The organism is Yersinia aldovae 670-83 (genome assembly GCF_000834395.1).
In the GTDB taxonomy this organism is placed as follows: Bacteria; Pseudomonadota; Gammaproteobacteria; order Enterobacterales; family Enterobacteriaceae; genus Yersinia; species Yersinia aldovae.
The window spans coordinates 3,382,597-3,400,306 of the sequence record NZ_CP009781.1 but is presented as its reverse complement, the minus strand read 5'-3'; the positions used below and the strand labels follow the sequence as shown (position 1 = coordinate 3,400,306).

The following is a 17,710-nucleotide window of genomic DNA, read 5'->3' as shown; positions in this document are numbered from 1 at the left end:
ATTTAAACTCCCAACTTCCATGATAATGTGCGTAAAAGATCGGCGAATACCCCAGCAGCCGTCACGTCATTACCGGCACCATAACCGCGTAACACCAACGGAATCGGCTGATAATAGTGGGTATAGAAGGCCAAGGCATTCTCACCATTTTTAACTTTATACAACGGATCATTACCATCCACAGCATCCATTCGCACGAGACAGCGCCCCTCTTCGATGACGCCAACATAACGCAGCACTTTGCCCTGCTCCGCCGCATTCGCGACCAAACGAGTAAATTCGGCATCCAGTGATGGCAGGCGCGCCAGGAAGCTGTCTACATCGTCTGAAGCATCAAAATCTGCTGGCAATACTGATTCAACTTCAATATCAGCCAGCTCAAGTTTGTACCCTGCCTCACGGGCCAGAATCAACAATTTACGCGCAACATCCATGCCAGAGAGGTCATCGCGTGGGTCAGGTTCGGTATATCCCATCGCCTTGGCTTGCAAAGTGGCTTCCGACAATGTCATTCCTTCATCCAGCTTGCCGAAGATAAAGGACAGTGACCCGGACAGAATGCCAGAAAAACGCATCAGTTCGTCACCCGCATTAAGCAGATTCTGTAAGTTTTCAATCACTGGCAGGCCCGCACCCACGTTGGTGTCATACAAGAATTTGCGACATGACTTCGCTGCTGCCGCACGCATCTGACGGTAGTAATTCATCGATGAGGTGTTGGCTTTCTTGTTTGGTGTCACGACATGGAAGCCATCGGCCAGGAAGTCGGCATATTGATCCGCCACCGCCTGACTGGAAGTACAGTCGACAATCACCGGATTGAGCAAGTGATACTCTTTTACCAAACGGATCAGGCGGCTTAAGTTAAACGGCTCCTGCACTTCAGCCAGCGCCTGACGCCAGTTATCCAAGGCAATGCCGTGGACATTAGTCAGCATCGCTTTAGAGTTGGCGATACCACAAACGCGCAAATCGATATGGCGCTGTTTCAACCACGGCTGCTGACGATAGATTTGTTCGATCAATGCCCCACCAACGCCACCGACGCCGATAACAAACACTTCAATCACTTGATCGGTGTTAAACAACATCTGATGGCAGACCCGCACGCCGGTAGTGACCGCATCGTTACTGACCACCACCGAAATAGAGCGCTCAGAGGAGCCTTGGGCAATGGCAATAATATTGATATTGGCACGAGCCAGCGCCGAGAAGAAGCGAGCCGAAATGCCGCGTAAAGTGCGCATACCGTCGCCGACCACCGAAATAATCGCCAAATGTTCAATCACATCCAACGGCTCCAGTACGCCGTCTTTGAGTTCCAGATAAAACTCTTCATCCAAGGCTCTTCTGGCACGTAACAACTCCCCTTGCGGTACACAGAAGCTGATGCTGTATTCAGAAGAGGACTGGGTTATCAGCACCACCGAGATACCGCTGCGCGACATTACGGCAAAAACGCGGGCGGCCATCCCGACCATGCCTTTCATGCCCGGCCCGGAAACATTGATCATCGCCATATTATTCAGGTTGGTAATCCCTTTTACCGGGAAACCGTCGTCGCTGCTTTCGCCGCCAATCAGCGTGCCGGGCGCTTGTGGGTTAGAGGTGTTTTTTATCAGGCAAGGGATGTGGAATTGGGCGATAGGAGCGATAGTGCGGGGGTGGAGAACCGAAGCGCCAAAATAGGAAAGCTCCATCGCTTCCTGATATGACATCGATTTTAATAATCGGGCATCAGGTACCACGCGTGGATCACAAGTATAAACCCCGTCCACATCAGTCCAGATCTCACAACAGTCAGCACGCAAACAGGCAGCCAACACCGCGGCGGAGTAATCAGACCCATTACGCCCCAACACCACCAGCTCACCTTTATCATTACCGGCAGTGAAGCCCGCCATCAAGATAATATGGTCAGCCGGAATGCCGCTGGAACCGATACGGCGGGTCGATTCAGTGATATCTACGGTGGATTCGAGATAGTGCCCCTGGGCCAGCAGTTTCTCTACCGGATTAATCACGGTCACCGGATAGCCTTTCGCCTGAAATACCGCTTCCATAATGGCGATAGAGAGCTTCTCACCACGGCAGATGATAGCGGCATTGATGCTATCAGGACACTGCCCCAGCAGTGAAATTCCGTGCAACAGTTGCTTGAGCTGCGCAACCTCATGCCCTACCAAGTCTTTCAAACGCGCATAGTCAAAGCCCGGTTGCGCATCAGCCAAGCCACGCAATAACTCGGCGAAAATCCGCTCGGCATCACTGATATTCGGCGAGATATCTTGTCCGGCAACCATTTTGTCGATCATCGCCACCAAGTGATTGGTAATTTTAGCGGGAGCGGATAGCACCGTAGCGACTTGTCCCTGACGCGCATTACTTTCAATGATATCGGCAACACGCATAAAGCGTTCTGCATTTGCAACTGAGGTCCCGCCAAATTTCAGCACTCGCATTTCTTATTCTCTCCCGCTTTCGCGCTATTTTTATCGCAAACTTTGTTGCAAATATTTGATTTAAAAAAAAAGCCCGCACTGTCTAGGTGCGGGCTTTTTTCTGTTGTTTCCTGTACGCGTCAGCCCGCCCCGTAACCTGTGGTTTCGGTGGTGGTAATAATTGTTGTATTCAGGCTGATGTATCGCATGTCTTCTGTCTGTCTCATAAATAAAGCTGTCCCTCTATTGGTTAAAGCAATCGCCCCCTCAAGTCAAATTTTTTCACCGGTAAAACGATGAGAACAAGCTAACCCATTTCGGGAAATCCTCTAATAAAAGAGGAATTGTCAGCAATCACATTACAAAACAAACGCCAAAAACCAGAGAATAACCCTAAAAAACAACACTTATTCAGAACAATGCACTTATGGATTTTTTTTCAACTTTTTGACAGAAATGCCCCCGAGAGTCGGAAAATATCAAACTATCGCGCAATCTGAGTTAACGGATAATTGTCACCTGTTCGCTCTTTTTATGTTCTCGTGGTTAAAAAAGCAACAATAAGTAAACATCTGGCAAATGTCTTTACATTTCCATAACATCAACAATAATTCTTCTTATGCTTTTAGCTGAAATAGACGGCTGAGAAGGAAAAGAGGGTGACGGCGGCGGCGGTGAAAGAATATTGATTTTAAACAATAAAAATCAATAGATTAGAAAAATCTTTTTTTTGTTACGCCTAATGCTTAATTTTTAATATTAATAACACTGAATCGATCACATAATTTAACCAACTATCGCTTAAGCTGGTATTCTTGTAAGTCTTTTTCACAAAAGTGTTAACGTGCTACAATTGAATTTGATATATGTCAACAAAGCGTAGTTTTGTTGGGTGGTAGATTCGGCTCACACTGTTATATTGCTGTTAATAGGGTTAGGATATGCGCCGCTTTTGTCACCTTTGGGGCTGTAGGGAGTAACACCCCGACCAAGCTAGTGATGTTGTTGACGTTGATGGAAAGTACATCAAGAACGCGTTTACGTACTTTAGTCATGTGATGAACGGGATGACGAGTAACTAGTCAATAAAAATCCTAATATAACAAAGACTTCTGTACTTCCTATTTCTATTTTGTTGGCAATTTTAGGTAGCAAACATGCAGACCCCGCACATTCTGATCGTAGAAGACGAGATAGTTACTCGTAACACCCTGAAGAGCATTTTCGAGGCGGAAGGCTATGTTGTTCATGAGGCCAATGATGGCGCAGAAATGCACCACATTCTGTCTGAGAATGATATCAACTTAGTTATCATGGACATCAATCTGCCGGGTAAAAATGGCCTGCTGCTGGCACGAGAACTTCGTGAACAAGCAAGTGTTGCCCTAATGTTCCTGACCGGTCGTGATAATGAAGTAGATAAGATCCTTGGCTTGGAAATTGGTGCCGATGACTACATCACCAAACCTTTCAATCCGCGTGAATTGACCATCCGCGCACGCAACCTGCTATCTCGCACCATGAACTTGGGCAGCGTAGGTGAAGAACGTCGTCTGGTTGAGAGTTATAAATTCAATGGCTGGGAGCTGGATATCAACAGCCGCTCACTGATAAGCCCTACTGGCGAACATTACAAACTGCCACGTAGTGAGTTCCGTGCCATGCTGCATTTCTGTGAAAATCCGGGCAAAATCCAATCCCGTGGCGAATTGCTGAAGAAAATGACTGGCCGTGAGCTAAAACCTCATGACCGCACCGTCGACGTGACTATCCGTCGTATTCGTAAGCATTTTGAGTCTACTCCTGATACGCCAGAAATCATCGCCACCATCCACGGTGAAGGCTATCGTTTCTGTGGTGACCTGGAAGAATAAGCCGCTGAACTGACACATCGACAATAAAAGGCCAGCACGCAAATGCTGGCTTTTTTATTGCCCATTCTCAGCCAAATAATGCTATTGCCACGGCATAATGGGTACAGCACTGATCGCATTTTTTGGCGAGCCGTCAACCACACGGTCTGAATAGGTAAGGTAGATCAAGGTATTACGTTTCTGATCGTAGAAACGCACCACTTGTAGCTTTTTGAAGACCAACGATGTGCGCTTCTGGAAAACCACCGTACCGTCAGATTTTTTATTCTTAATTTTGTCATTTAACTCAATCGGCCCGACCTGCTGGCAAGAGATTGCAGCATCAGATGTATCTTCCGCCAACCCCAGACCACCTTTGATACCCCCGGTTTTAGCCCGGCTGATATAACAAGTTACATTTTTAACATCAGGGTCATCGAAGGCTTCAACCACGATTTTATGATCAGGCCCTAGCAGTTTAAAAACGGTATCTACCGAGCCAATTTCCTCTGCATGGGCAGTTATTGCCCCAAAAGAAAGCAAGCAACCAAGGAATATCCAACTTTTTTTCATACACTTACTCCATTCCATTGAATAATCTGATTCAACATTAACTATTTGTACTAATAATAAAATATTTGTTAAAAAGCCTTTTTATAAATCTTAGGCTTATTTTTAACGCACTGCACCACTAAATTCTTAAGCAGTCGGGAGCAAAAAAAGTTGCTACTATGCGCCGGAGCTATTCTTTTCATATGACTAATACCCTAAATTTAGGTCGTTTTACGAGGAAGATCTATGGATCAAGCCAGTATCATTCGTGATTTGCTTAGCTGGCTAGAAAGTCACTTAGACCAGCCTTTGGCACTGGACAATGTTGCTGCGAAAGCAGGCTATTCGAAATGGCATTTGCAACGTATGTTCAAGGAAGTCACCGGGAATGCTATCGGTGCTTATATCCGTGCCAGAAGGTTATCAAAAGCCGCCGTAGCGTTACGTTTAACCAGCCGCCCTATTCTCGATATTGCCCTGCAATATCGTTTTGATTCACAGCAAACTTTTACCCGCGCTTTTAAAAAGCAGTTTGTGCAAACGCCCGCACTGTATCGTCGGGCTGAAGATTGGCATTCGGCGGGGATCTGTCCACCTATCCGGTTGGGGGCTTATACCTTACCTCAACCTGAATTTGTGACGTTGCCTGAACAGCATCTGATAGGTATAACTCAAAGCTATTCGTGTACTCTTGAGCAAATTTCAACCTATCGTGCTGAATTCCGACTACATTTTTGGCAGCAATATCTCGGTGATGTCGATCACTTGCCCCCCGTACTCTACGGCTTACATCACTCACGCCCCAATCAGGAGAAAGATGATGAGCAAGAGATTTTCTACACTACAGCGATTGAGCCTCAGCATGTTCCATGCAATGTGCAGGAAGGTCAACCGGTCATCTTACAGGGTGGCGAGTATGTGCAGTTCACCTACGATGGGCCGTTGGAAGGGCTACAGAACTTCATCCTGACACTGTATGGCACCTGCCTGCCGCAGTTAGGGCTAACTCGCCGACGTGGCTATGATATCGAACGTTTCTACCCACAGGGGAACCCTGTCGAACGGCCTCCGACCCTGTTCAAATGTGAGTATCTTATTCCTGTCCGGCGTTAGCGCTGTAACTCATCAAGTGCTGGCATATCCAAATGGGCGGTATCGCCAGCACTTTCAATCACCCAGCCTGAGGCCAACCACGGGCTTTCCTGATAATCCACCCGCGACAGCGAGCAGTTGCGCAAACGTAGACGCCGTTCAGCATGAGCGGGTAACCCAAGCAGGGTACTCAGCAGACATCCCAACGCCATACCATGACTCACCAGCAATGGCTTACTTCCGGCAGGTAACGCCAGGCAGCTATTCAGCGCCGCGTGCATCCGCCCCCCCAGCTCAGTCATCGACTCACCTTCCGGGATACGCCCGCCTTCAGTGCCATTGACCATCTGCTTGCGCCATTGCTCTTCTTCTGACGTTAAGCTTTCAATCGGACGCGTTTCCAGCACCCCCATATTCAGCTCACGCAGGCGCGAGTCTGTCAGCATGGTTAGCCCACAGGCATCAGCAATGATTTTCGCCGTCTGCTGTGTGCGTCCAAGGTCGCTGCTAATAATATGGGTGATACCCTGGCTACGAACCCGTTGCGCGACCAACTGAGCCTGACGTATACCGATATCAGTCAGAGGGCTGTCTGATTGGCCCTGAATGCGGCGTGCTGCGTTCCAGACGGTTTCGCCGTGGCGCACGAGATATACCTGTAACATGTCATTTTTCCGTTATACTGCGTGAAATAAACCCAAAGCCTATTTCAATAGATTATTAAGAGTAGCGAGACTCATTATGTACCATGTTGTTGCCGCAACTACCAACCCTGCAAAGATTAAGGCTATTGGCCTCGCGTTTGACGACGTTTATGGCGTGGGTCAATATCGCATTGAAGGTGTCAATGTCGACAGCGGCGTTCCTCTGCAACCCCTCGGCAACACTGAAACTCGCACCGGTGCCCGCCAGCGGGTTGCCAATGCACGTCAGGTTCGCCCTGAGGCAGATTTTTGGGTTGGGATTGAAGCCGGCATTGAAGATAATATGACCTTTGCATGGATGGTAATTGAACACTTGCAGAGCCGAGGTGAGTCTCGTTCTGCCAGCTTGATGCTGCCTGACATTATATTGCAAGGGATTCACCAAGGCCGTGAGCTGGGCGACGAAATGGCAGTTTTAACCGGTATTGAAAATGTAAAACAGAAAGGCGGTGCCATCGGCATCTTTACCGACGGTAAATTAACCCGCACCTGTGTTTACCACCAAGCGTTACTGTTGGCGCTGGTGCCATTTCACAATGAAATCTACCAACACCGCCACGCAAGCAATACCCTATAGATTTCAACGTGCAGGAAGGTGGCCGATTATTTTTTATCTGCCAATAGTTGGGCCTCGAGCCAGTTTTTAAGCTGCGGTGGGGCCGTCTTCAAACTGTTAGAGCCACGAGTGATGGTCGCAATCCCTGCGCCTAACTGGTTTTTCAGTTCACGCTGGCTCAACTCCCCGCGCATTAACTCCTCAATAATTCGCACCCGTGTCCCCAGTGCAGTGCGTTCATCAGGCGTCAACATCAATTGCAGCAACGGTAAATGAAGATCTTGCGCAATGGCATTTTGCAGTAGCGCAATGAAGCTCAACCAATGCTGGTTATCTTCAGCGGATAACGCCGGATCTGGCGCGAGAGAAGGATCAACCGGGTTAGGGATACCCGATATATTTTTTTCGTCAGCCGGTAGATCATCGGTCAGTCGTCGTTTTGTCATCATATATACCCAAGGTACTATTTAACTAGTACGAGAGCATACCATAACGCCAGATATTCCCAAAAGAGTTGGCGTTTGCGAGCTACCAGCCAACAGCCGGCAACGCCAGGGACGAAGGCGTATCCTCAAAGTCATTGGCGTTGCGGCAAGGCAGCAAGCGAGCAAATCCCGATGAGCTTACATAAGTAAGTGATTCGGGTGCGAGAGCGCCGCTAACACCGCCGCAGCGTCAAGGCCACAGGGAATCAGTAGCGCCTTTGCCATTCAGCATCACTCAGCACCTTCGCTGGGCGATTCATAAAGTGCCGATAAAAAGCATCGTAAGCCAGTACGTTTTTCACATAGCCACGGGTTTCAGAGAACGGGATACTTTCGATAAAAGCTACGGCATCCACCTGCCCGCCGCTATTTCCCAACCAAGTATTAACCCGTGATGGGCCTGCATTGTAGGCGGCACTGGATAAGATACGGTTACGGCCAAACTGCTGATAAACCTCTTCCAGATAACTGGTGCCAATCTGTATATTGGTTACCGGATCAAGTAACTGGCTGCTATTGACATAACCACCGATATTATTGAGTTTTACCGTATGTTCAGCGGTGCGTGGCATCACTTGCATTAACCCTGCCGCCCCAACCGGTGACTGTGCTTTTGGGTTCCACGCACTTTCCTGACGGGCAATCGCCATCGCATAGCTTGGTGTGATCCCCTTACCTTCGGTCGCCTGATGGAACTCTTTCGGCCAGGCCAGCGGGAAGCGCTCTTCCAGATGATCCCACAGTTTAGCGACAATGGTTGCCTGAACACTGAGATCCGCCCACTTCTGATTAAAGGCGTAACGTGCCAGTGCTTCCTGCTCAGGCTTGCTACGGCTTGCCACCAGATAACTCCACTCGTTGCGCGCCAGATTATCCATATTCCAGTACATTAACTCACGTACTCGGGCAATTTCAGGGCGCTGCGCCAGCGAAGCATCCGGTTTAGTCGCGACTTCAACATTAATCGGGTACGGCACACCCAGTTTTTGCGCGGCGACCATCGGATAGAAGCCACGCTCTTGCATCAGGCTGCGCAGAATGGCTTCGCCCTCGGCTTTCTTACCTTGATCTAATAATAAAGAAGCACGCCAGTAGCGCCACTCATCTTTACTTTGTGCCTCTGCGGGCAAACGCGGCAACCACGCCGCTAACCCTTGGTGGTCACCCGTACCCAGCGACATGCGGATACGGCGCTCCAGCAATGGAGTAGAATGGCTACGTAAAGTCACTTGATCGCGCCACTTAGCTTGGTCATAAGTCGCATCATTGCCCATCAAACGCCAGGCGACCGTTTCTTCCAGCTCAAGCTTCTCGCTGTCACTCATTTTTTGCAGCCGCGCCAATGTGGAGATCATTGCCCGCGCGTTTTCTACGTCCTGCCGCGCTAAACGGGTAAAAGCAATGGTGGTTGCGGAACGGGTGAAGTCAGTCGGCCCAACGGTACGGGCAAAGCTCTCAACGCTGGTTGGATCACTTTGCAATTTCGCCAGTGCCGTTCCCATCGTTTGGTAATCCGCTGGCAGTTGTTTGAGTAAATAACTCACCAGACTGGCATTGCCCTCTTTCAGCGCGAGCTTCATGCGTGCCAATGTTAACAGTGGCGTCTGATGCCCGGCTTGCTGCCAGACACTGAATAATTTATCGCAACTGCCCGGTAATGCCTGACCGTTCAGCCAGATTTCGCTGGCACCATCCCAAGCCACTTGCTGCTCGCCAGTAGCCCATTTGGCATAGTAATAATTACACCGCGCGGCCACCGGTTTTGGTGCCTGCGGGCTGAATGTGAGCAATCCGCGCCAATCTTCACGGCGGGCCAGTTCATTAACAAAACGGGATGGCAGTGAACGTGCTGGCGGCAAAGTGGGGTTGCGGCTCATAAAATCATTCACTTGGGCCGCGCTTACCTGACTCAGGTCTTGCGTCAGCTGACGATATTCCAGATAAGAGTACAGGGGATAATCACGCAACGTCGGCATCAGTTGCATCACAGTATCCATTTGATTACTGTCCCACGCCTGTTTAACTTGCTGATAGCGCTGCCGTTGTGCATCAAGGGAGTCAGCGGATGCTACTCCTGAAGTCGTCACCAAACACACGCCAATCGCCAGATATCGCCACTTGTCCATACTTACTGTTTCCTCACTGGTTGTTGGCTACTGCACTTTACTTAATTGCACCGTCAGTATGTTGCTTACCGCAACCTCTGATTAGCATACGCCCCATTAGTTCCGGCAGCAGAACATACTAACGAAGAGTTTCACCTGATAGCCAGCAATTACATTGGGTAATAGGAGCGGAGATCTAATCATTCGGTGTTATCACGCAAACGGTCCGGCCGACTCGTCCTTTCCCATAAGATTACCTATAGAATAGTTCGCTCTGTAACTACTTACTATTCACAAGGTTACCCATAATATGTTGCCAAATGTTTCTATTTTATTATCTCAGATCAAGGCACTCTTTTGATAAAAACCTACTATCCTTGCTTAATATAACTATGTTGTTTTAAATATATCCTTCAAAATATTTCTTTGCTTTTTTATAAAAATCAAATAATTAAGGAAAACACTTTTCACGGAGTTTTTTCACGCAAGAAAATGAAGAAATGTATTTTCTCTGCGCCGTACCGACCAATGAAACGGATAGATAGATTTTAGATTTATTAATTTTTAAGAAGGCTCTTTCAATGCAAAACTCATCAGACCATAAATCTGCCTCCCCGCCCCCAGAGGGTAAGGCCTGGTATCAACTTACAGCGGAAGAATCTTTGCAGCATTTGAATAGCAGCGAAGAAGGATTAAGCCAACAAGAGGCAAAAGAGCGCCTTAAACAATACGGGCCGAACGCCCTACCCGCCAAAAAAAGTAAGCATCCACTGCTGCAATTCTTAGCCCATTTTAATGATGTTCTGATTTATATCCTGCTGGCGGCAGCCTTGGTTAAAGGGCTGATGGGCCACGCGGTTGATACCATCATCATCCTGTGTGTTGCGGTTATTAATGCATTAATTGGGTATGTTCAGGAAAATAAAGCCGAAAAGTCGCTGAAAAGCATCCAGAATATGCTGTCCAGTAAAGCTGTGGTCATCCGTGACGGCAGTGCGCAAACCATAGAAGCACAGAATTTGGTGCCAGGAGATATCGTCACATTAAAGCCCGGCGATAAGATCCCAGCAGACCTGCGGTTATTGGAAGCGCACAATCTTCAGATTGAAGAGGCTATCCTGACCGGCGAGTCCACGGTGGTTGAGAAGCAAATCGGCGTGATTGAGAATGAATCCGTCATTGGTGATCGCAAAAACCTGCTGTTTTCCGGCACGACTATCAGTGCCGGTACCGCCAGAGGGCTGGTTATCGCCAGCGGTGGTCACACCGAACTGGGGCATATCAACCAGATGATGTCTGAGGTTGAATCGACGCGCACCCCGCTGTTGCAACAGATGGACCGCTTGGGTAAAGCGATTTTCATCCTGATTCTGGTGATGATGGCTTTCTTGTTCGTCTTCGCGTTTCTCCTGCGCGACCTGCCGGTTAATGAGCTGTTGCTGGCCTTGATAAGCCTGGCGGTAGCCTCGGTGCCAGAAGGCTTACCGGCTATTATTTCGATCATCCTCTCCCTTGGTGTGCAAGCGATGGCGCGCAACCGCGCGATTATTCGCAAGCTGCCAACGGTAGAAACCTTAGGTGCCATGACGGTTGTCTGCTCCGATAAAACCGGCACACTGACGATGAACGAAATGACCGTCAAAGCGGTGATTCTGGCCGACCAGTGCTATCGCGTTGAGGGTGAAAGTTACGAACCCGTCGGCAATATCTATCCGGAAGGCAGTGACCAGCAAGCCTCGCTAGATACCAACGGTACGCTAAAGACCTTCATCACTGCGGTGAATTTATGTAATGACAGCCAGATCCAGAAGAACGAGCAAGGTCACTGGACCATTACGGGTGGCCCAACGGAAGGCGCGTTGAAAGTGCTGGCCGCGAAATCAGGTATTGATTTGGGTCAGGTCACTCAACACGGCAAAATTCCTTTTGATTCTGCCTATAAATACATGGCCACCAGCCATCAGGTTCAATCGGATAACAGCATCTTCCTGACCGGCGCGCCGGATGTGTTGTTCACCTTCTGCCAACAGGAACTGACAGCTAACGGCGTTGCGCCATTCCGCCGTGATTACTGGGAAGCCGAAATGGCCCGCTACGCCAGGCAGGGCTTGCGCATGGTGGCGGCGGCCTTCCGCCCAACAGAACAACCGGTCAGCGAGTTAGACCACAGCGATATCCAGCAAGGTATGCTGTTTGTGGGGATTGCTGGCATGATGGACCCACCACGTCCTGAAGCCATCGATGCCATTGCTACCTGCCAACAGGCCGGTATTCGCGTGAAGATGATCACCGGCGACCATCAGGAAACCGCGATGGCGATTGGTGCCATGTTGGGGATAGGTAATGGTAAAGACTCCATAACCGGCGGCCAGCTAGAGCATATGGACGATAACGAACTGGCACAAGCGGCAGTGCGTTATGATATTTTCGCCCGTACCAGCCCGGAACATAAACTGCGTCTGGTGAAAGCATTGCAAGATAAAGGCGAAATTGTCGGGATGACCGGCGATGGCGTGAACGATGCTCCGGCGCTGAAACAGGCCGATGTCGGTATCGCGATGGGGATCAAAGGCACTGAGGTCACCAAAGAAGCTGCTGATATGGTGTTGTCCGATGATAACTTCGCCACCATCGCCAGTGCGGTGGAAGAAGGCCGCCGGGTTTACGACAACCTGAAAAAAACCATTCTGTTTGTGTTACCGACCAACCTGGCGCAAGGGCTGTTAATCATCTTCGCTATTCTGGTTGGCGCGGTTATTCCGTTAACGCCACTGCAAATCCTGTGGATAAACATGGCCACCTCCACCACGCTTTCATTCGGTTTAGCATTTGAGCCGGCAGAAAGAGGCATTATGCGCCGCAACCCGCGTGACCCATCAAAACATGTGTTAGACGGCCATGCCATCTGGCGCATCGCGTTTGTCGGCACCCTGATTGCGTGCAGTGCTTTCGCCCTAGAAGCCTACATGGAGCCACGCGGATATAGCACTGAGTTTATCCGTACTGTGCTGATGCAAACATTGGTTACTGCGCAGTGGATTTACATGTTTAACTGCCGAGTGATGGACCGCTTCCCACTGAACAAAGAAGTCTTTGTTAACAAGGGACTGTGGTTGGTTTCTGGTGTACTGGTCGTACTCCAATTAGCCATCATCTATCTGCCGTTTATGAATACCGCATTCGGTACCGAGCCATTACCGGCTTATTACTGGGGCATCACGCTGTTAGTTTCTATCGCGATTTTCATTATCGTAGAAATTGAGAAATGGATTATCGGTCGCTTTAAACGCGCATCGAATCCTGTCTGAGAGTAATTATCTATACCCTAAATAGTTCGAGTTACAGAAAGGTGGCAACGAAGAGAATCCCCAAGCGCTGGCTAAAGTCAAGTGACTGGGGCGAACCAAGGCAGCCAACGCAGATGCAACTTGAAGTATAACGGCTCTATAGTGACTAAAGCCTGGCGAATAAGTCGGGCTTTTTTATTGGTTAAATAGACCCGTGACTTGAAAGATGACGGGTATAGTAAAACGGGCTACACTCCGCACCAGACATCCTATAAAAACTGATATAGAGAGGCAGACGCAACGTGGCTCAATACGTCTATTCTATGCATCGTGTCGGTAAAGTAGTTCCACCGAAACGACATATTCTGAAAAACATCTCCCTGAGTTTCTTCCCAGGGGCAAAAATTGGTGTGCTGGGCCTGAACGGTTCCGGTAAATCTACCCTATTACGCATCATGGCGGGTATCGATACCGATATTGAAGGCGAAGCTCGTCCACAGCCTGGCATCAAAATTGGCTATCTGCCGCAGGAGCCTAAGTTAAACCTTGAGCAAACCGTGCGTGAGTCGGTTGAAGAGGCGGTTGGCGAAGTTAAACACGCGCTGACCCGTCTGGACGAGGTTTATGCGCTGTATGCCGATCCGGACGCTGATTTCGATAAATTGGCAAAAGAACAAGGTGAGCTGGAAGCCATTATCCAGTCCCATGACGGCCATAATCTGGATAACCAGTTAGAGCGAGCGGCGGATGCACTGCGTTTGCCACCGTGGGATGCCAAAATTGCCAATTTGTCCGGCGGTGAACGCCGCCGTGTGGCAATTTGCCGCCTGCTGCTGGAAAAACCAGACATGCTGCTGCTGGACGAACCGACTAACCACTTGGATGCCGAATCCGTGGCCTGGTTGGAGCGCTTCCTGCATGACTACGAAGGTACCGTGGTCGCCATCACCCATGACCGTTATTTCCTCGATAACGTGGCGGGCTGGATTCTGGAGCTGGACCGTGGTGAAGGTATTCCGTGGGAAGGCAACTACTCCTCATGGCTGGAGCAGAAAGACGCTCGTCTGGCACTGGAAGCCTCTTCTGAAGCCGCACGTCGTAAATCCATTGAGAAAGAGCTGGAGTGGGTTCGTCAGAATCCGAAAGGCCGTCAGGCGAAAGGTAAAGCGCGTCTGGCCCGCTTTGAAGAACTTAACAGTGTCGAGTATCAAAAACGTAACGAAACCAGTGAGTTGTTCATACCACCAGGCCCACGTTTGGGCGACAAAGTGCTGGAAGTTGAGCATCTGAGTAAGTCTTACGGCGATCGCCTGCTGATTGACGATTTGACCTTTGCGCTGCCAAAAGGCGCAATAGTCGGGATCATCGGGCCGAACGGTGCCGGTAAATCAACCCTGTTCCGCATGTTATCTGGTCAGGAACAACCCGATTCCGGCACGATTTCGCTGGGTGATACCGTGCAATTGGCCTCGGTTGATCAGTTCCGTGACAACATGGATGGCAGTAAAACCGTGTGGGAAGAAGTTTCCGGCGGCCAGGACATCATGAAGATCGGTAACTTTGAAATTCCAAGCCGCGCCTACGTTGGCCGCTTCAACTTTAAAGGTATCGATCAAGGTAAGCGGGTGGGTGAGCTGTCCGGTGGTGAGCGCGGCCGTATCCATCTGGCCAAATTGCTACAGGTTGGCGGCAACATGTTGCTGCTCGATGAACCGACCAATGATCTGGACATCGAAACCCTGCGCGCACTGGAAAACGCCCTGCTGGAGTTCCCAGGTTGTGCCATGGTTATTTCCCATGACCGTTGGTTCCTTGACCGAATTGCCACCCACATCATCGATTATCAGGATGAAGGCAAAGTGGTGTTCTTCGAAGGTAACTTTACTGAATACGAAGAGTGGAAGAAACGTACTCTGGGTGCCGAAGCGCTGGAACCACACCGTATCAAGTATAAGAAAATGACCAAGTAATTGCGGTTATCCGTGCCAATGTTATGCCCACATAATTGTCGTTGCATCAAGGTGGCCCGTGAGAACAGCCAACACTGAGGCAGCTTCAAATATGAGGGATAAAAGGCCTGCGGTTGCAGGCCTTTCAATCAGGATATTTCAGTACATCCGCACCGCACGCAATAGAGGCTCAAGAGTTGTCTGAGTTTCAACCAAGCCTCGTGCAGCAAAGGTTAAATAAGTGCGTTATTCCAGTAAAATGGGGGCACTTCTTGCGCAGCCCCCTTGAGGGTTTTCACTCATATTGATATCCTCGGGTGAAAATGAGCCGCTTAATCCTCCATTCGAACACTCTGATTTCCCTCGCATCAAAAATTCATGACCCAGCGCAGCGACTCTCTGCCGCCAGTAAACAGCCAACCACCAGTATTCCATTCTGTGATCGTTATCATTATCACCTACTGAATTTTGCCAGTTTTCCTTGTTTTAAGGCAGTCAGCCGAAGGTGACAAGATTGCACACTATTTAGACTCCTTCGTCATCAGCGGCTTGTGCGCTCCTCTGGTTCTGCACCTGGCCGCACCATTACAACGAAGGATAATAAGATGAATAATGAGATTATATTGGGAATAATTTGGCATCTGGTGGGCGCGGCTAGTGCTGCGTGCTTCTACGCGCCGTTTAAAAAAGTTAAAAAATGGTCATGGGAAACCATGTGGTCCATTGGGGGTCTGGTGTCATGGCTTATCCTGCCGTGGACCGTCAGTTATCTGTTGCTGCCTGATTTTTGGCAATATTATGGCTCCTTTAGTATAGCTACCCTGCTGCCGGTATTTCTGTTCGGTGCCATGTGGGGGATTGGCAATATTAACTACGGCCTGACTATGCGTTACCTCGGCATGTCAATGGGGATCGGGATTGCCATCGGTATCACATTGATTATTGGCACATTAATGACACCTGTCCTACAAGGGCGCTTTGATGTGCTGATCGGCACTGCAGGCGGGCGTATGACCTTGCTCGGTGTATTGGTGGCCGTGATCGGGGTCGCTATCGTCAGTTATGCGGGATTGCTGAAAGAACGGGTGATGGGCATTCAGGCAGAAGAGTTCAGCCTGAAGAAAGGGCTGATTTTGGCCGTGATGTGCGGTATTTTCTCAGCCGGAATGTCATTTGCTATGGATGCGGCAAAACCAATGCATGAAGCCGCCAGCGCATTAGGGATTAATTCGCTGTATGTGGCGCTGCCAAGCTACGTCATCATTATGGGCGGCGGTGCAATTATCAACCTGAGCTATTGTTTTATCCGTTTAGCCAGCCTCAAGAACTTGTCAGTCAAAGCCGATTTCTCTATCGCCAAACCACTGTTGATAACTAATATTCTGTTTTCAGCCTTAGGTGGTTTGATGTGGTATCTGCAATTCTTCTTCTATGCTTGGGGCCACGCCAAAATCCCACAGCAATATGACTATATGAGCTGGATGCTGCACATGAGCTTCTATGTGTTGTGTGGCGGCATTGTGGGCCTGTTACTCAAAGAGTGGAAATCCCCAAGCAGAAAGCCGGTTACTGTGCTGTGTATTGGTTGTCTGGTCATCATTCTGGCGGCAAATATTGTCGGTTTGGGTATGGCGGCATAATAACGAAAACTACCGATAAAATGACAGCGGCGGGTGACGTTGAACAGCGCCCCCGTCAATTAACACTGAGAGGCGCTAAATGATGGTTGTAACCTGCGGCTGTTCTTCACTTTCACGCCCATTTTTACCGGGTAATAACGGTGTTCTAACAAAGCGTTGGCGATAGTCGCGTGGTGTCATGCCCGCTTCACGCGTGAAAACGGCAGAGAAGTAATTACTGTCTTCAAACCCACAACGTGCAGCAATCTCACTGATACGATGCTCACTTCCCCGCAATAAGCATTTAGCATGGCAAAGGCGAATCTGGCGCAAATAATGGCTGATACTCATTCCCGTTTGTTGACGAAAAAGTTGTTTCAGCGAGCGTTCAACCAACTGATTTTTATGACAGAACTCAGCCATATCAAAGTGGCTTGCCAGACTTTGCTGCACTGCGGACATAATCAAATCAAGCTGCTCACCATCGGGCAATAAATGCGCCTGCTCTGCCCTGTAGCGATGGCGCTTTAACACGATGGCGAGTTGCAGTAACAGAGCCTCCGTCAGTTGTATCGACCAGGAATCTGTCTTACGCGACTCCTGCGCCAACTGATGAATAATTGGCCTTGCCTGTGCCATACCTTGCGTAGTTAATCGCCAGTAACCCTGATTCTGTTCATGCCCAAAGGGAGGCAACAGTTTATGCCACTGTGCGTTCAGGCGTAACCGTTCCGGGCAATAAATAATGTTATCTAATACCAAGTCATGCACGGATTCGTAGCTATGATGATCTGCTGCTTGAATATAAAAAACGTCACCGCAGGTAATACGATAAGGATGGTCATTAAGCACATGTAATCCGTTCCCCCGCCAGACAATCACAATTTCACAGAATTGGTGGGTATGCCCGGCGAAGACTTCCTGCGGATATCGATTAGCTACCGCCACCGGCATCTGCTCCGATGGAAAATAGTCCCGATTCTCTAACAGCAGTGGTACCCGCATGGCTATATCCCTATGTTTACTGGTCAATTAATAAACAGAACACTATCATTAAACTACTGATT

At 49.2% G+C, this 17,710-nt stretch carries 14 protein-coding genes and 1 other annotated feature; of the genes, 6 read left to right on the top strand and 8 right to left on the bottom strand.

All coding sequences use genetic code 11. The features are described 5' to 3' along the window. Positions 1-2 precede the first annotated feature (2 nt). The 3 genes from thrA to yjjY form a co-directional block, all read right to left on the bottom strand. Positions 3-2,462 carry a bifunctional aspartate kinase/homoserine dehydrogenase I gene (gene thrA, locus AT01_RS15360; RefSeq protein WP_042547754.1) on the bottom strand — a complete coding sequence of 820 codons (2,460 nt, stop codon included), beginning with the start codon at positions 2,460-2,462 and terminating at the stop codon, positions 3-5. Positions 2,463-2,524: 62 nt separating this feature from the next. Next, positions 2,525-2,643, bottom strand: a sequence feature (Thr leader region). Beyond that, the gene (thrL, locus tag AT01_RS21000; protein WP_002231504.1) at positions 2,582-2,650 is read right to left on the bottom strand and encodes a thr operon leader peptide; all 69 of its coding nucleotides are present in this window, start codon (positions 2,648-2,650) and stop codon (positions 2,582-2,584) included. It overlaps the preceding feature by 62 nt. 705 nt (positions 2,651-3,355) lie before the next feature. Further along, positions 3,356-3,496, bottom strand: a complete 141-nt coding sequence (gene yjjY / locus AT01_RS22665; protein WP_004702715.1) for a YjjY family protein — start codon at positions 3,494-3,496, stop codon at positions 3,356-3,358. A gap of 102 nt (positions 3,497-3,598) precedes the next feature. Between yjjY and arcA the strand changes: the two genes are divergently transcribed. Then, on the top strand, positions 3,599-4,315 hold the full coding sequence (gene arcA / locus AT01_RS15350) for a two-component system response regulator ArcA (protein WP_004702713.1): 717 nt from the start codon (positions 3,599-3,601) through the stop codon (positions 4,313-4,315). Positions 4,316-4,396: 81 nt separating this feature from the next. Here the strand turns inward: arcA and creA are convergent, their stop codons facing one another. Then, the gene (creA, locus tag AT01_RS15345; protein ID WP_004702712.1) at positions 4,397-4,867 is read right to left on the bottom strand and encodes a protein CreA; all 471 of its coding nucleotides are present in this window, start codon (positions 4,865-4,867) and stop codon (positions 4,397-4,399) included. Between the two features lie 225 nt (positions 4,868-5,092). Between creA and robA the strand changes: the two genes are divergently transcribed. After that, positions 5,093-5,959: an MDR efflux pump AcrAB transcriptional activator RobA gene (gene robA, locus AT01_RS15340; protein WP_042547753.1), complete on the top strand. Its 867-nt coding sequence runs from the start codon at positions 5,093-5,095 to the stop codon at positions 5,957-5,959. On the opposite strand, the gene gpmB is transcribed toward robA, so the two are convergent. After that, complete coding sequence (gpmB, locus tag AT01_RS15335; RefSeq protein WP_042547752.1) at positions 5,956-6,603, bottom strand: 2,3-diphosphoglycerate-dependent phosphoglycerate mutase GpmB; 648 nt, start codon at positions 6,601-6,603, stop codon at positions 5,956-5,958. The two genes, robA and gpmB, sit on opposite strands and share 4 nt — an antisense overlap. Positions 6,604-6,679: 76 nt before the next feature. Here gpmB and yjjX point away from each other — a divergent pair, with 76 nt between their 5' ends. Beyond that, the gene (yjjX, locus tag AT01_RS15330; RefSeq protein ID WP_042547751.1) at positions 6,680-7,219 is read left to right on the top strand and encodes an inosine/xanthosine triphosphatase; all 540 of its coding nucleotides are present in this window, start codon (positions 6,680-6,682) and stop codon (positions 7,217-7,219) included. 26 nt (positions 7,220-7,245) lie between these two features. Here the strand turns inward: yjjX and trpR are convergent, their stop codons facing one another. Beyond that, a complete protein-coding gene (trpR, locus tag AT01_RS15325; protein WP_042547750.1) occupies positions 7,246-7,644 on the bottom strand; it encodes a trp operon repressor in 399 nt (132 codons plus the stop codon). 245 nt (positions 7,645-7,889) lie between these two features. After that, positions 7,890-9,809, bottom strand: coding sequence for a murein transglycosylase (gene sltY / locus AT01_RS15320; protein ID WP_042547749.1), 1,920 nt, complete (start codon positions 9,807-9,809; stop codon positions 7,890-7,892). 560 nt (positions 9,810-10,369) lie between these two features. Between sltY and AT01_RS15315 the strand changes: the two genes are divergently transcribed. The 3 genes from AT01_RS15315 (at position 10,370) to rhaT (ending at position 16,664) form a co-directional block, all read left to right on the top strand. Further along, complete coding sequence (locus tag AT01_RS15315; protein WP_042547748.1) at positions 10,370-13,096, top strand: cation-transporting P-type ATPase; 2,727 nt, start codon at positions 10,370-10,372, stop codon at positions 13,094-13,096. Positions 13,097-13,377: 281 nt separating this feature from the next. Further along, a complete protein-coding gene (gene ettA, locus AT01_RS15310; protein ID WP_042547747.1) occupies positions 13,378-15,045 on the top strand; it encodes an energy-dependent translational throttle protein EttA in 1,668 nt (555 codons plus the stop codon). Positions 15,046-15,629: 584 nt separating this feature from the next. Further along, entirely contained in the window at positions 15,630-16,664 is a 1,035-nt protein-coding gene (gene rhaT / locus AT01_RS15305; RefSeq protein ID WP_042547746.1) for an L-rhamnose/proton symporter RhaT, read from the top strand. Between the two features lie 75 nt (positions 16,665-16,739). Here the strand turns inward: rhaT and rhaR are convergent, their stop codons facing one another. After that, entirely contained in the window at positions 16,740-17,648 is a 909-nt protein-coding gene (gene rhaR, locus AT01_RS15300; RefSeq protein WP_004701946.1) for an HTH-type transcriptional activator RhaR, read from the bottom strand. Positions 17,649-17,710: the final 62 nt, after the last annotated feature.

Coding starts and splice junctions, on each gene's coding strand:
- thrA (WP_042547754.1), bottom strand. CDS start 2,462: ATGCGAGTGCTGAAATTTGGCGGGACCTCAGTTGCAAATGCAGAACGC.
- yjjY (WP_004702715.1), bottom strand. CDS start 3,496: ATGACTAAAGTACGTAAACGCGTTCTTGATGTACTTTCCATCAACGTC.
- arcA (WP_004702713.1), top strand. CDS start 3,599: ATGCAGACCCCGCACATTCTGATCGTAGAAGACGAGATAGTTACTCGT.
- creA (WP_004702712.1), bottom strand. CDS start 4,867: ATGAAAAAAAGTTGGATATTCCTTGGTTGCTTGCTTTCTTTTGGGGCA.
- robA (WP_042547753.1), top strand. CDS start 5,093: ATGGATCAAGCCAGTATCATTCGTGATTTGCTTAGCTGGCTAGAAAGT.
- gpmB (WP_042547752.1), bottom strand. CDS start 6,603: ATGTTACAGGTATATCTCGTGCGCCACGGCGAAACCGTCTGGAACGCA.
- yjjX (WP_042547751.1), top strand. CDS start 6,680: ATGTACCATGTTGTTGCCGCAACTACCAACCCTGCAAAGATTAAGGCT.
- trpR (WP_042547750.1), bottom strand. CDS start 7,644: ATGACAAAACGACGACTGACCGATGATCTACCGGCTGACGAAAAAAAT.
- sltY (WP_042547749.1), bottom strand. CDS start 9,809: ATGGACAAGTGGCGATATCTGGCGATTGGCGTGTGTTTGGTGACGACT.
- AT01_RS15315 (WP_042547748.1), top strand. CDS start 10,370: ATGCAAAACTCATCAGACCATAAATCTGCCTCCCCGCCCCCAGAGGGT.
- rhaT (WP_042547746.1), top strand. CDS start 15,630: ATGAATAATGAGATTATATTGGGAATAATTTGGCATCTGGTGGGCGCG.
- rhaR (WP_004701946.1), bottom strand. CDS start 17,648: ATGCGGGTACCACTGCTGTTAGAGAATCGGGACTATTTTCCATCGGAG.